Origin of the sequence: Micromonospora sp. KC721 (assembly GCF_004348355.1) — a bacterium.
GTDB lineage: Bacteria > Actinomycetota > Actinomycetes > Mycobacteriales > Micromonosporaceae > Micromonospora.
On the sequence record NZ_SMJY01000011.1, the window covers coordinates 1 to 14,441 of the forward strand.

8 protein-coding genes are annotated in these 14,441 nt (G+C 68.1%); 6 read left to right on the forward strand and 2 right to left on the reverse strand.

What is annotated here, in order from left to right; translation table 11 throughout:
• Nucleotides 1–317: 317 nt before the first annotated feature.
• Entirely contained in the window at nt 318–2,123 is a 1,806-nt protein-coding gene (locus E1182_RS03685; RefSeq protein WP_243706014.1) for an RICIN domain-containing protein, read from the reverse strand.
• A gap of 674 nt (nt 2,124–2,797) precedes the next feature.
• On the opposite strand from E1182_RS03685, the gene E1182_RS03690 reads away from it, so the two are divergent.
• The 5 genes from E1182_RS03690 (at nt 2,798) to E1182_RS03710 (ending at nt 11,289) form a co-directional block, all read left to right on the forward strand.
• Nucleotides 2,798–4,069 carry an ABC transporter substrate-binding protein gene (locus tag E1182_RS03690; RefSeq protein WP_207921255.1) on the forward strand — a complete coding sequence of 424 codons (1,272 nt, stop codon included), beginning with the start codon at nt 2,798–2,800 and terminating at the stop codon, nt 4,067–4,069.
• 72 nt (nt 4,070–4,141) lie between these two features.
• Nucleotides 4,142–5,095: a carbohydrate ABC transporter permease gene (locus E1182_RS03695; RefSeq protein WP_132261232.1), complete on the forward strand. Its 954-nt coding sequence runs from the start codon at nt 4,142–4,144 to the stop codon at nt 5,093–5,095.
• Nucleotides 5,096–5,297: 202 nt separating this feature from the next.
• Nucleotides 5,298–6,167, forward strand: coding sequence for a carbohydrate ABC transporter permease (locus E1182_RS03700; protein ID WP_132261200.1), 870 nt, complete (start codon nt 5,298–5,300; stop codon nt 6,165–6,167).
• The gene (locus tag E1182_RS03705; protein ID WP_132261201.1) at nt 6,164–8,221 is read left to right on the forward strand and encodes a family 43 glycosylhydrolase; all 2,058 of its coding nucleotides are present in this window, start codon (nt 6,164–6,166) and stop codon (nt 8,219–8,221) included. The genes E1182_RS03700 and E1182_RS03705 overlap by 4 nt, the downstream gene beginning before the upstream one ends.
• 245 nt (nt 8,222–8,466) lie before the next feature.
• Nucleotides 8,467–11,289, forward strand: a complete 2,823-nt coding sequence (locus E1182_RS03710; RefSeq protein ID WP_132261202.1) for an NEW3 domain-containing protein — start codon at nt 8,467–8,469, stop codon at nt 11,287–11,289.
• A gap of 97 nt (nt 11,290–11,386) precedes the next feature.
• On the opposite strand, the gene E1182_RS03715 is transcribed toward E1182_RS03710, so the two are convergent.
• On the reverse strand, nt 11,387–12,880 hold the full coding sequence (locus E1182_RS03715) for a cellulase family glycosylhydrolase (protein WP_132261203.1): 1,494 nt from the start codon (nt 12,878–12,880) through the stop codon (nt 11,387–11,389).
• A 182-nt stretch (nt 12,881–13,062) separates the two neighbouring features.
• Between E1182_RS03715 and E1182_RS03720 the strand changes: the two genes are divergently transcribed.
• Nucleotides 13,063–14,322, forward strand: a complete 1,260-nt coding sequence (locus E1182_RS03720; RefSeq protein ID WP_132261204.1) for an ROK family transcriptional regulator — start codon at nt 13,063–13,065, stop codon at nt 14,320–14,322.
• Nucleotides 14,323–14,441 lie beyond the last annotated feature (119 nt).

Genomic DNA, 14,441 nt, shown 5'->3' on the forward strand with positions numbered 1-14,441 from the left:
GTGCCGGCACCTATCGGGGTGCCGGCACCGCCCGCTTCTCAGCTGATCGTGGCCAGCAGGCGCGGCAGCCCGCTCGCATGCGCGTCAGGCGTCGGCGCAGATCCCGCAGTGCTCCTGCTCGCCGTTCACCGACGTGCAGCGCTGCTGATCCTCGTTGCGTTCGGTGTGCTCGGCCACCGCGCGCTGGATGGCATCGTATCCGTCGTTGCCGGTCTGAAAGCCGCCGGTGGCTCGGGTGCCGCGGCCGCCAGGGTTGTCCTCTCGGGGAGGGCAGATCGCTGGGACTCGACGCGCGGCACCCCGGCCGATCGGGCGACTCAGTTCCGCAGGCTCCATCTCTGGTTGCCCTGTCCGTTGCAGGACCAGAGGATGATCCTCGTGCCGTTGGCGGTTCCCGCACCGTTCGCGTCCAGGCACAGCCTCGACTGCACTCCGCTGATACTGCCGTCGGCGTTGACGTTCCACTGCTGGTTCGCGCCGCCGTGACAATCCCAGATGATCACCGCCGTGCCGTTGCTGGTGCCGCCGCCGTTGGCGTCCAGGCACTTGTTGCCGTAGACGGTCAACTGCCTGCCGGCGGTGTACGTCCAGCGCTGCTGGACACCGGTGCCGCAGTCGAACAACTGGATCTGGGTGCCGTTGGTGGTGCTGGCGTTGGGCACGTCCAGGCAGCGGCCGGACTGTGCGCCGACGATCTGCTGGCCTTCGCCCGGCGGAGCTGTCGGTGTGGGAGTGGGCGTCGGCGAAGGACCGCCCGAGGGAGGCAGGATGGTGATGGTGAACGTCTCATCCGCGTTGCGGTGCGGCAGGTTCACGGTCAGAGCGTTGTTGGACAGCGTCATCACCGAGTCCTGCACGGTGACCGGTCCCGGTACCGCGCCGCCAGCGTCGTACGGTATCCGGCTGACCAGCACCCGCACCTGGTTGTTGGCGACGATCCCGTCTGTCGCGTCCAGCCGTTGCAGGTTCACCGAGATGTTTCCCGTCGTTCTGCCACCACCGATGAGGACCTTCGCGACGCCGGTGTCCTTGGTGGCGAACGCGTCGTAGTTCGAACTGGGGGTCACCGACACGATCTGCCCCGTTTGCGACGCGTAGAAGTTGTAGACCCACCATTCACCCTTGGGCTGGTACTGGCCGGAGACGCGGGTCAGCAGGTTGGCCATGTCGTTGTGCAGGTTTCCCCCGCCGGCCCAGTTGGCCCGCAAGCCGTCCGCGCCGGCGCGTTCCAGGCGGGCGATGTACCAGGCGCCGTCACCCGGGTTCTGCTCGTTGGACGCGCCGTACTCGTTGATCTGGTACGGGCGCGGGTGCGCGATGCCCCGCGAGTTGAGCGTGTTGTTCGCGGTCGCCACGTTCGACACCGGGTCGCCGGGCAGGGAGTGCCAGCTGACGATGTCCGGTACCACGTTGTTGGCCTTGACATAGTCCAGGTACTGCGTCCACCAGCCGGAGTTCGAGGGGACGCAGGCGCAGCTCGGTCCGACGATCAGGTGGTCGGGGAAGGCCGACCGGATGCGCTGGTACGCACGTCGCCACATTTCGAAGTACTGCGCCTGTGGACGGTTCCAGAACAGGGTGATGTTCGGTTCGTTCCAGATGTCCCACTGCACCGGCGCGCCGGTGGCCCGTACGTCGTTGATGAGCCGGGTCAGGAACGCGTCGTAGTCGCTCCAGTTGCCGTTGTCGCCCGGGAATCGGGAGATGGGGTATCCGTCGGCGCCCCACAGGTCGTGCACGAGCAGCACGAACTCACCGTCCAGCGACCGGGTGCGCAGCAACTGGGCCCGGGTGGAGTTCCACCGCCGGTCGTAGCGGCCGGACACCCAGCCTCCCGGGCTGTCCAGTTGTGCGCCGCCGGCCCGCATGTACCGGAACTTCACGTCCCGGTAGAAGTTGTCCGGCGGGCCGGAGGCGTTCTCGGTCATGCCATAGATCCAGCCAGAGGCCCGGTAGGTCGGAGCACCGGACGACGCCGAGAAGTTGACGGCGAGGGACTCGTCCGCCGCCTGCGCGGCCGACGAGAGGGCAATGGTGGCGGCGGTGAGTGAGGCGGCGACGAGCGCCATGGCTGTGAGGTGGACGGTGAGACGTCGACCGCGTCCGCCGGGATGGGGCTTCATTGGCGACTCCTAGGACTCGGGGGATGGGCGGAGGTGTGACGAATGGACCTGGTCCGCACACTCGTTTCGGGAACCCGAACACGCCGACCTGCCGGCTCGGGGGCCGGTGCCTGCGCACAGTGAGACCGGTGCGGGCAACCGGGACCGCTGGTCGCCGCCGACCTCGTACCAGAACGCGCGGGGCGACGCGTCGGTCCGGTGGACGGTCTCACCGACGCTCATGTCGTACTCCTCACGAGTCGATTCGACCGCTGCGTACGCAGCTGGCAGCCCTCGGCGAGCCGCGCCGAGGCGTCACGGTCGAAACGATTCGACAAGACCCTAGGCCGCTCAGTGACGTATGTCAATGTCACTGCTGACGTTGGGTTGGGTGTCAGTGCCATGGCGGAAGTGGCTGTGATCAATCAGACGTCGGTCATCCGGGCCCATGGGTCGTTGACGGGTCCGGTGGTGCTGAGTATCGTCATACGTCATACCACTTATTGATGTTGGTCGAGATCTGGGATCCGGCTTCGCAGCGTGGGAGCGATCGCGACAGGGTCGTCGCTCACGTGTGAGCCGCACGTGGGGTGACCACATCACCTCCGCCTGGGGCCTGGCCGGTATCTGGTTCACGCGAGTTGACCGTAATCGCTAGAGCCGCCGCAGCTCATCACTGCCGTATGGAGGGCCGCTTGAAGCGCGTCATCACCACCGCAGCTCTTTTCGCCACGGCCGCGCTCTTGGTAGTCGGCTGTACGCCAGGATCGAGCGGCGACTCCGGATCGTCCGACTCGAAGTCGTTCGAGTTCTGGTCGTTCACCGGGATCAACCAGAAGACCGACGTCGAGGCATACAAGAAGAAGCACCCGGACATCAACATCAAGCTTACCGAGGTGGGCAGCACGAGCGAGACGGCCCAGGCACTCACCGCGGCACTGGCCGGCGGCAAGGTGCCCGACCTCGTGCTGATCCAGGGTGACGATCTGCCGAAGTTCATGCAGTCCCCGGACAATTTCGTGGACCTGTCCACGCTCGGCGCCGACAAGTTGAAGGGCGACTATCTCGACTGGGTGATGAAACAGTCGACGACCGAGGACGGCAAGATCATCGGAGTGCCGACGGATGTCGGCGGCATGGCGGTCGTGTACCGCACCGACCTGTTCAAGGCCGCCGGTCTGCCCACCGACCGGGACCAGGTCTCCAAGCTGTGGCCGACCTGGGACGCGTTCGCGCAGGTCGGCAAGCGGTACGTCCAGGCGACCGGCAAGCCGTTCCTGGACAACACGCCGACGAGCGTCTTCTTCCAGGCGGTCAACCAGGGAACGGAGCGCTACTACGACGCGGAACGCAAGCTGTCGTACGACAGGAATCCCCAGGTCAAGGCCGCTTTCGACCTCACACTGAAGGTCTATGAGTCGGGAATCTCCGCCAAGATCACCTCGTGGTCTCCCGGATGGACCGCGGGTATGAGCAAGGGTGACTTCGCGGCGATGTCGGCCCCGGCGTGGATGCTCAACGCGATCAAGACCAACGCCCCCGACACCGCCGGCAAGTGGGATGTCGCCACCATCCCCGGTGGCTCGGGAAACTGGGGTGGCAGCTACCTCGCCATTCCCAAGCGGGCGAAGAACCCGAAGGCGGCCTGGGACTACATCGCCGAGATGCAGTCCCCCGAGGGCCAGCTCAACAACTTCCTGTCGAAGGGGAATCTGCCCACGACGCCGTCGGTCTACACGGACCCGAGGCTGCTGGAGAGGACCGAGCCGTTCTTCTCGAACGCACCGATCGGCAAGATCTACACCGAGTCCGTGGTGAATATCAAGCCCTTCTACATCGGTCCGGAGGACGCCACCATCGGCAGTGAACTGCTCAACACCCTCACCAGCGTCGAGCAGGGCAAGGTCGAGCCAGCCAATGCGTGGAACACCGCGCTGACCAACGTCAAGAACGCCCTACGCGGCTGAATCGACGACTGATATGCGGCGGCCGGCGCGGGCCGGCCGCCGCACGTCGGAAAGGTGAGCGCTGTGACCACCATGCTCAGCCCGGCCGCGGCCCCGAAGGCCACCGCCAGGCCCACCCGGCGTCGCCACATTCAGCAGGGGTTGCGCGAGCGATTAGCGCCCTACGTGTACGTGGCGCCGTTCTTTCTGCTCTTCTTCGTCTTCGGCCTCTTCCCGCTGATTTTCACGTTCTACGTCGCCCTGTTCGACTGGGATCCGATCGGCGAGCGACGCTACGTGGGGCTGGCCAACTTCGCCGAACTCGTTGACGACCCGCGGTTCTGGGGCGCGCTGCGCAACACCTTCAGCATCTGGGTGCTGTCGACGGTTCCGCAGTTGCTGCTCGCGCTCGGCGTGGCACACATGCTCAACCATGTACGGCTGCGGGCGGCCACGCTGTTCCGCATGTCGATGCTCGTTCCCTACGTCACCTCCGTGGCGGCGACGACCATCGTCTTCGCCCAGCTCTTCGACCGCGACTACGGCATGCTCAACTGGTTCCTCGGATTGTTGGGTTTCCAGCACATCGACTTCACCGCGTCGGTGTGGGGGAGCCACATCATGATCGCCGTGATGGTCGCCTGGCGGTGGACCGGATACAACACCCTGCTGTATCTCGCCTCGCTCCAAACGGTGCCCCGCGAGCTGTTCGAAGCCGCCGCGGTGGACGGCGCCAACGGCTGGAAGCAGTTCCGCCACATCACCATCCCCGCGCTGCGGCCGATCATCGTGTTCACCGTCGTCACGTCGACGATCGGTGGGTTGCAGATCTTCACCGAGCCGCTGCTGGCCAATCCGGTGGGCGGGTTGACGTGCGGAGCGGCGCGGCAGTGCCAGACCCTCACCCTCTTCCTCTACGAACAGGCCTTCGGCCGGTTCCACTTCGGCTACGGCGCCGCCGTCGGCGTCGCGCTCTTCGTCATGGTCGTGATCGTCGCGGCGATCAACTACCTGCTGGTCACCCGCATCCGCTCGGAGCGTCCTTGACGTCCTCACCACGTTTCAGGGTGGGGGGCCCGTGCCCTCGCGGGTTGGGTTCTCTGCTTCGCTGGCGGCTGCGTCGCGGTCGCAACCGTCCGTCCTACCTCGCCCCCACAGGCAGCCACGGCAGGACCTGCCGCCAGGATGTTCGTGGGAGGCCCGAATTCCTTCCTACGGCTAACGCCGGGGGTCTCCTTCGGAGGTTCCGATGAATCCCGCGCCCTCGACCGTCAGGCGCGCACCGCACCGCCGGCGCAGTTCCGACCGGGTTCCCTTCGTGGTGTACGCGGTGCTCGGCGTCATGGTGGTCCTCAGCGTGTTCCCGCTCTACTGGATGTTCGTGGTCGCCACCACGGACTCGGCCACCGCGACGAGCCTGCCGCCGCACGTCCTGCCGGGCGGCAATTTCCTCTACCTGGCCGGCCTGGTCTTCGACACCGTGCCGTTCGTGCAGGCACTCCTGAACAGCGTCGTCGTGGCGACCTCGATCGGCGTGGGCCAGGCGCTGCTGTGCGCGCTGGCCGGGTTCGCCTTCGCCAAGCTGTCCTTCCGGGGCCGCAACACCCTCTTCCTCATCGTCGTGCTGACGATGACGGTGCCGGCCCAACTGTCCGTCGTACCGCAGTATCTGATCATGTCGCGGCTCAACTGGGTGGACACCCTTCAGGCGTTGATCGTCCCGGGCTTGGTGAGCGCGTTCGGCATTTTTTGGATGCGCCAGCACATCGTCGGCACCATCGACGACGACCTGATGAACGCCGCCCGCGTGGACGGCGCGACGACCTGGCAGATCTTCTGGCGCATCGCCTTCCCGTTGGTCCGCCCGGCGGCGCTCGTCCTGGGACTGTTCGGGTTCGTCAACGCCTGGAACGACTTCCTGTGGCCGTTCATCGTGCTGAAATCCCCGGAGCGGTACACAGTCCAGATCGCCATCAAGGCGCTGCAGAACAACCGGGACATCGACCTGGGCCTGGCCATGTCAGGTTCGTTCCTGGCCACACTGCCGCTGCTGGTGTTGTTCGTCTTCATCGGGCGGCGCCTGGTGCAGGGGATCATGGAAGGGGCGTTCAAAGGTTGACAGACTCCAGCGCCGCCCCCCAGGCCCGCGTGGTGCTGCCGTCGGTTCTCCGCTCGGGCACCATCCTGCCGGCCGGCGTCCGGCTCACCACCGACCATCCCGATGTCGATGTCAGCTCCGGTGTGATCACCAGCCGCGCGGCGGACGCGGTCGTCGCCCGTATCACGGTGCCGACCGCGTCCGAGACCACGGACACGTTCGATGTCACGGTGCTGCCGGCGGACGCGCCGGTACTGCTGGCCGGCACGCGTCGCCCGGACACCGACCCGGCGGTCTACGCACCCCGTATCGCGTTCAGCCTGCATCTGGCGCTGGCAACGCCGGACGGCGCGGTCACCCGGCTCAACGACGACCGTGGGGTCCTGTTCCCCCGCGCGGTTCCCACCGAGCACGTTGACATCCATCGCGTGCGTACCCTCACCGATCCGTGGGTGTTCGCGGTCCCCGGCGGGTACGCCGTCGTCGCCTCGCCCGCCCTGTCGGACGGCTCGCCGGAGCCGTCGGCCAGCTCGGCGGTCCTGCTGTTCCAGTCGCCCGATCTCATCCGGTACGAGGAGATCGGGCTGGTCCAGGTGGCCGCTGGCGGCGGCGTGCGGCAGCCGCGCGGGGTGTACGACCAGGCACGCGCGGAGTTCGTGGTGTGGTGGACCGACGACGAGGGTGAGATGTGGTCCTGCAACGCGGCCGGGCTACGCGGACCGTGGGCACCTCCCATCCCGGCGGCACCCGTGGTGCCCACGCCACCGGTACCCGACGGGGCACCCGACCGCGTCCTGACCGCTGCGCTGCCACTCCGCGAGGCCGACGCCCTGCGGCTACGGCGCCGGTTCGGACGCATCCGCAACATCGCCGTCGAGGTACCCCCGATCGAGGCCACCACCGGGGAGGTCGCCCGTGAGCTGCCGTGGGCGCGGCTGACCTACGACGACGGCTCCACCGCGCGGCGTCCGGTCGACTGGGACCCGGACAGCCTCGCCGGGGTCGAATGGGACCGGCCGGGGGAGTACGTGGTGACCGGCAGGGTGCGACAACGTGTCTACCCGTTCCCCTTCGTCGTCGATCGTGCCGATCCCACCGTGCTCGCCCACCGTGGCCGGTACTACTTCATCGCGACGGACGATCCCGGCGGCGACTGCGTGACCCCGACCAAGCTGCTGATCCGCGTCGCGGACAGCATTGCCGGGCTCGCCACCGCGCCGGATCACGCGATCCTCGAGGTCGGCACCGCGGGTATCGCCGGCTGCTTCTGGGCTCCCGAGCTGCACCTGATCGGGGATCGCCTGCACTGCCTCTTCGCCCCCAGCATCGGGGAAGCGGACTGGAAGCGGGTGCGCTGCCACGTGATGCGGCTGCGTCACGGCGGGGATCCGGTGGTCGCCGCGGACTGGGAGCCGCCCCGCGCGGTACTCCAGTCGGACGGTTCGCCCCTGCAACGTGACCCCGGGCACCCGGGGCTCAGCCTGGACATGACCTACGTCGAGGACGCCGGGCGGCACTACATGATCTGGTCCCAGCGGTACATCACCGACCGCATCGGCGACGCCGAGCTCTGGATCGCGACGATCGATCCTGCCGCCCCGTGGCAACTGACCAGCGATCCGGTACGCATCGTCACCGCCGAGTACGGGTGGGACCACGAGGTCGCCGAAGGGCCGTTCGCGGTGCGGCACGGCGACCGTCTCGTGGTCACCTACTCCGGCTCCCAGGTGGGGCCGACATACGCGGTCGGTGCGATCGAGGCGCGCAGCGGTGCCGACCTGCTCGACCCGGATGCCTGGACCAAGGCGAACGCACCGGTGCTCGGTACCAGCGGCGACTTCAGCCACTGGGGGCCCGGTCACAACACGTTCAGCCGGGACGAGGACGGCCTGGAACTTGTTGCCTTCCACGCGCATCCCGGGATCACCACACGCGGAAGGTGCGTGGCGCTGCGCCGCATCCACTGGGCCGCCGACGGGCACCTGGTGCTCGATCAGCGACCCGATGAGGAGGTCGCGCCGCACCTGCGCCGGGTCCGCGCGGTCGTACGGGTCGCTGCCGCCCGTACCGGCTAGCCGAGCGGGTCGGGCACGGTCGGCGCCAGCGGCTGCGGGTCGACTCCCGGCCGGGCGCTGGTGCTGCCGGTCGCGGGCGCGATCCCCGGACCCAAACCGCAGAAGGAGATGATGTCGCTGTGCGTTGCTCGTTGGCCCGCCACACACGCAGAGCCGCCATGGTGGTGGCCGCTGTCCTGACCGCGACCGGTGTACTCGGTCGGTTCGCACCATCCGCACAAGCTCTCCCCGCAGAACACGTCATCGTGGTCGCGCCACCCGGCACCGAGAACGCCAGTGACCGCGGTCCGGGCACCTTCGAACGGCCGCTGGCCACCCTGCGGGAGGCACAACGGCGCGCACGCGTGGCGGCAGCCAAAGGTGACCGTGACGTCGCTGTCGTGCTGCGCAGCGGCACGTACCGGTTGAGCGAGCCGCTGCGGTTCGACGCCGCGGACTCCGGCCGCGATGGTCACACGGTCACCTGGCGGGCGTCGGGTGGAGCGGCCGTCCTCAATGGAGCCCGACCGGTGACCGGTTGGCAGCTCGACGACGCCGAGAAGGGCATCTACAAGGCACACGTCGGTACCGGCTTCGATACCCGCCAGCTGTACGTCGACGGGGTCTTGGCACAGCGCGCCCGGATCCGGCTCGCCCGTACCGACATCACGCTCAACCCGACCGGCTTCACCCTCAACAATCCGGATCTGGCCTACCTGGCCACCGTGCCGGACCAGCAGCGTATCGACTTCCAGGCGATGCAGTCGTTCACCAACCGGTTCGTACCGGTGCAGAGCATCTCCGGCATGACCGTCGTCATGCAACAGCCCGCCTGGGACAACAACACCTACGGGTACGACGCACTCCAGGCCCCGTTTCGTGCGCCGACCTACTTCCTGCTGAACTCAAGGCACTTCCTGGACGAGCCCGGCGAGTGGTACCTCGACACCACGACCGGGACGCTGTACTACAAGCCGGTGCCGGGGCAGGACATGCGGCGTGCGCGGGTCGAGCTGCCGCACCTGGAGTCTCTGCTGCAGGTGGGCGGCACCTATGACGAACCGGCCCGGAACCTGCGGTTTCAGGGCCTGACGTTCACCGGTACCACGTGGCTGCACCCCAGTTCACCTGACGGGTACGCGAGCCAGCAGACCGGCGTGTTCATCAGCGGTGTCCAGCCGGACCGCCCCGCAGACGCGTTCACCTCCTGTGCGGTCGGTTGCCGAGGATTCGAAGCATCCCGCAACGGCTGGGCGCAGGCGCCCGCCGCGGTGCAGGTCTCGGCGGTCGACGGCGTCAGTTTCCGCGACAACACCTTCGTCAACCTCGGCTCCATCGGGCTCGGGATCGGCAACGACGCCAACGCCCACGCCACCGGCGTCGGGCTGGGTGCGCACGACGTCTCGGTGGTCGGCAACACGTTCACCGCGAGCGCCGGGGGCGGCATCATGGTCGGCGGCGTGCGTCCGGACGCGCACCACCCGTCGGACCCTCGCATGGTCAACAGCGACATCCACATCAGCGACAACCGGCTCTACGCGTCGGTCCTCGAGTACCTCGACCAGGACCCGATCTTCGCCTCCTACGTCACCCGGCTCACCATCGCGCACAACTACATCGATGGCGCGCCGTACACCGGCATCGGGATCGGCTACGGGTGGGGCGCGAACGACCCCGGCGGCAGCCCGGAGTACCTCGACCGGGGCCTCTACGACTTCCAGCCGATCTACCAGACCCCGACGACGTTGAGCGATGTACGCGTGGTCGGCAACCACGTGCGCAATGTCGTGCAGACGATGTTCGACGCCGGCTGCATATACACCCTGTCGGCGATGCCCGGCAGCACGATCGAGGAGAACTTCTGCGAGAGCAGTGGCCAGCTCGGCCTCTACTTCGACGAGGGATCCCGATACCTGACCGTCAGCCGCAACGTGTTCATCGACACCGCCGAACAGTGGGCGCACGCCAACAACCAGAACGGAAACCGCACCGGCGACCTCACCCTGATCGACAACTACGCGACCAACCCGGCGATCACCGGCATCGTCGACGGCAGCCGCGGCAACGTCACCCGCGGAAACGTCATCATCACCGCCGCGAACCCGCCGATCGAGGCCAGTCGCGTCATGTACAGGGCCGGCCCGACCGGCCCGTACCGCGGCCCTGCCGACCCGAATCGGCCTCCGGTCGGTGCCGTCCTGTCGGCCGATCCGGCCAGCGTCAGTCCTGGCGGCACCACCACGGTCACCGCGACCGTGGAGAACATCGGCGACGAGATCGCGTCCGGCCTGACCGCCGCGATCGCCGTGCCGGATGGCTGGCGCGCCGTGCGTACCGGACCGGCGCCGCGGCCGCGGCTCGCCCCGGGCGGCACACAGAAGGTCTCATGGCAGGTGACCGCACCGGCGTCGTTCGCCACCCCGGTCGCTCGGGCGGCGGTCACGGCCAGGATGGGCTTCCTGGCCGGCCAGACCCGGTACGAACTGACCAGAATGCTGTACGTGACCGCCGTCACCCCGCTGACGTCCATGGTCGGGTACGGGTCGGTGCCGAGCCAGTTCGGTGAGGCCGACGACAGGTTCGCCATTCTGACCTCGGGGGCGGACATCTGGCAGGACGCGGGCGGCGCCTTCGACGAGTACGGCACCGTCTACCGCGACGCCGCGGTAGGAGCCACGTCGACCGTGACCGCGCGGGTCACCGCGATGGAGAACACGAACCCGTGGGCGAAGGCGGGTGTGGCCATCCGCAACGACCTCACCGGCGCCGGCACGTCGCCGGGGTACGCCGTGATGGTGGTGACACCCGGCAACGGGGTCGCGTTCCAGTGGGACGCCAACGGCAACGGCTACCTCGATTCGTTCAGCGGGGTCGGCGGTGTCCGGGCGCCCGCGTGGGTGCGGCTGGTCCGGTCAGGCAGCGAGGTCAGCGGCTACTACTCCACCGACGGCATTACCTGGACCAAGGTCGGCCCGACCGTCAACCTGGCCGGCATCGCCGAAACGCAGGACGCCGGCCTGATCGCCACCTCCCACGCCGCCGGGGTGACCGGCGAGTTCAGCTTCAGTGATTTCACCGTCACCCCTTGACCACCACCGATCGCCACTTCGCCCAGCCCAGCTCGCAGTTGGGGTGGAGGCGTGCGCCCCCGGCCTTGGGGTGGGCCGGGGGCACCGCGAGGTTGGGTCAGACGTATGGGCTCTGGGTCAGCAGGTGGGCCTTGTAGCCCTCGCCGACGCCGGGTTCCGGTGTGCCGGCCCAGTCCTTGATGAGCACGGCGCCGCCGGTGCAGCCCCAAGGGTTCCAGGTCCAGGCCAGGTACCCCATGTCGTGCGCGTCGGCCCAGGTGACCAGGCGTTGCATGTAGTCGAAGTTGCAATCGTCCTGACCGAACTCACCGATGACGACCGGCACCTGCTGCGCGAGTGGGGCGATCTGGCTGTCCCAGCAGGACTCGCTCGCGCAGGCGTTGAAGCTGTACGCGTGCCAGGAGGCGGCGATGTTGTTCAGCGGGTCCTTCGGCTTGTACGTCAGCCATTCGCGCATGTCGTTGGTCCATTCCAGGCCGCTGACCATGAGCATGTTGGTGGCGCCGGTGGCGCGGACCGCGTCGACGAGGTCCTGCATACCGGCGGCCTCGTAGGGGAGGCCGGTGCAGGTGCCGCCGTCGCGGAGGCATTGCCAGCCCAGGGTCTTGTTCCATTCGGCGGGCATGTCCGGGTACGGCTCGTTGAACAGGTCGAAGACGACGGCGTCGTTGCCTTTGAAGGTGTTGGCGACGCCGGTCCAGAACTGTGGGGCGTACCGCGCGTCCGGCATCGGCTTCTGGCAGGTGGCGTGCTCGTCCTTGCAGTGCCAGTCCGGGCTGTTCGTGTAGGCGCCCCAGGTCCAGTGCAGGTCGAGGATGACGTTGATGCCGTTGGCGACCAGGAGGTCAACGTAGTCCTTGACGCCCTGCTGGTAGGTGGCGCCGCTGGGTGAGCCGTTGACGCCCAGCCAGCATTCCTCGTTCAGCGGAATCCGGACGGCGTGGATGTTCCAGGTCTTCATCGCGTCGACGGATGCCTGGTCGACCGGCCCGGAGTCCCACAGGCCCTTGCCCTGGACGCAGGCGAACTCGCCGCTGGAGCGGCTCACGCCCAGCAGCCGGTACGCCTTGCCGTCTGCGGTGACGATCTTGTTGCCGGACACGCGCAGCGCCGGCGCCGGACCGCTCGGCGGTGGCGTTGTGGTGGTCGGGGACGGGCTGGGAGTCGGTGTGGTCACCGAGCCCGTGCACACGGTGCCGTTGAGCGCGAAGGACGGGGGTACCGGGTTGGCGTCGTTCCATGCGCCGAGGAACCCGATCGAGGTGGACGCGCCGGTGCCCAGTGACCCGTTCCAGGTCATGCTGGCCGCGGAAACGCGGGCGCCGGACTGCGTCCAGGTCGCACTCCAACCCTGCGTGACGCGCTGGCTGGCGTTCGGGAAGTCGAACGTCAGCGTCCAGTTCGACATCGGGTCACCGAGGTTGGTGATGGCGACGTTGGCGGTGAACCCGCCCTTCCACTGGCTCTGCACCGTGTACGTGACGGAGCAGCCAGATGCGGCCGCCGAGGCGGGAAGGGTTGCCGTTGCGATGCCACCCAGTACCAGCGCGCTGGCGGCGCCGGCGGCCAGTAGTGCATGACGGTGTTTCATCTGATCTCCTCGTGGGTGGGTGAGGGATCGATGGGAGCGCTGCCGACATCCTTTATTAGGCAGGTTACGAAAGTCAATACGCCGCATGACCGAGGCTCAGGTGCGCAGGAGGAGGCGACGGGAGCAGCTCAGCAGGGGGTTAAGTAAGGTGACTCGGCAACCGACGGGACGGAGGGGGCATCGTGGCGACGGGCCCGATCTGGGCAAGCCGGCCGAAGACCCGTGGCCTGGTCCTCGATCTGATCAGGTCGGCGCGCACGATCACCCGGATCGAGCTCGCCGAGGCGACGGGTCTCACCGGAGCGACGATCTCCGAGGTCGTGCGCGAGCTCATGGGCGACGGTCTGGTAGTCGAGGCTGGTCGGGGTGTGCCGACGGGCGGCAAGCCACGCACGCTGGTCCAGCTCAACCCGCTGGCCCGCTACAGCGTCGGTATCCAGCTCGAGCGCAACACGTGCGTCATCGTCGTGGTCGACCTGGCCGGTCGGCAGGTGGCCCGCACCTCGTTCCAGGGTGTGGCGACGATGCCGCCGGGGCAGGCGCTGCCGCTGGTGGCCGCGCAGGTCGAGGCGCTGCTGGCCACGGCGGCGGTCGATCGGGACAAGGTGTTGGGGGTCGGCCTGGTCAGCTACGGCCCGCAGGACCGGCGCGTGGGTGTGCTGTTGACGCCGCAGCCGACCGACGAGTGGCTCGACTACCCGGTCGCGCGGCGGCTCTCGCAGAGCCTCGGGCTGCCCGTCCTGCTCGACAACGACGCCGTGGCGGCCGCTGTCGGCGAGTACTGGATGGGTGCGGTCGACCCACGCAGCACCTACGGCTGCATCTATATGGCCACCGGTATCGGCGGTGGGGTCGTGGTCGCCGGTGAGGTCTATCGGGGCAGTTCCTCGAACAGTGTGGAGATCGGCCACATCTCGGTCGACGTCAACGGCGACGAGTGTCCGTGCGGCAACGTCGGCTGCCTGGAGAACTACGCCGGCCCGTCGGCTCTGGTCCGCCAGGCCCTGGCGACGCCGGGGCTCGCTCAACGGCTGGCGCTCGATCCGGCCAGCGCCGACTTCCTCACCGAGTTCGCGCGGGTCGCGGCCGCGGCGAACGCCGGCGATCCCGCCGCCCGGGGCCTTGTCGAGCAGTCGGCCCGCTATCTCGGGTCTGCCGCCGTCACCATGACGATCCTGTTCGACGTGGACGCGATCGTCCTCGCCGGCCCGAGCTTCGCTGTCGCCAGCTCGATCTACCAGGCGGTGATCCAGCAGGAGGTGGACCGCCGCACGTTCGCCCGGCGGGCCCATCCGGTGCGGGTCGTACCGTCGGTCAACGGGTCGGACGCGGCAGCGATCGGCGGTGCGGTCCTCGTCCTGCAGAGCGAGCTGACCCTGGCGCGTTCCCGCCCGGAGGACGTCGCCAGGCCGGTGTCCGCCGGCGTGGGCGAAGCGCCCTGACCCGCCCTTACGCGATGGCGCATGCCGCTGCTGGGATCGTGGCACGACTTGGAGCCCGCGCTCCGGCCATTATCAAGTTGCCTAAGAAAGTCGTCAATAGGTTCCGGCAGCACAGGCGG

Excerpts from the sequence above, each read along its gene's own strand:
- E1182_RS03715 (WP_132261203.1), bottom strand. The coding sequence starts at position 12,880 with ATGAAACACCGTCATGCACTACTGGCCGCCGGCGCCGCCAGCGCGCTG.
- E1182_RS03700 (WP_132261200.1), top strand. The coding sequence starts at position 5,298 with ATGAATCCCGCGCCCTCGACCGTCAGGCGCGCACCGCACCGCCGGCGC.
- E1182_RS03695 (WP_132261232.1), top strand. The coding sequence starts at position 4,142 with ATGCTCAGCCCGGCCGCGGCCCCGAAGGCCACCGCCAGGCCCACCCGG.
- E1182_RS03685 (WP_243706014.1), bottom strand. The coding sequence starts at position 2,123 with ATGAAGCCCCATCCCGGCGGACGCGGTCGACGTCTCACCGTCCACCTC.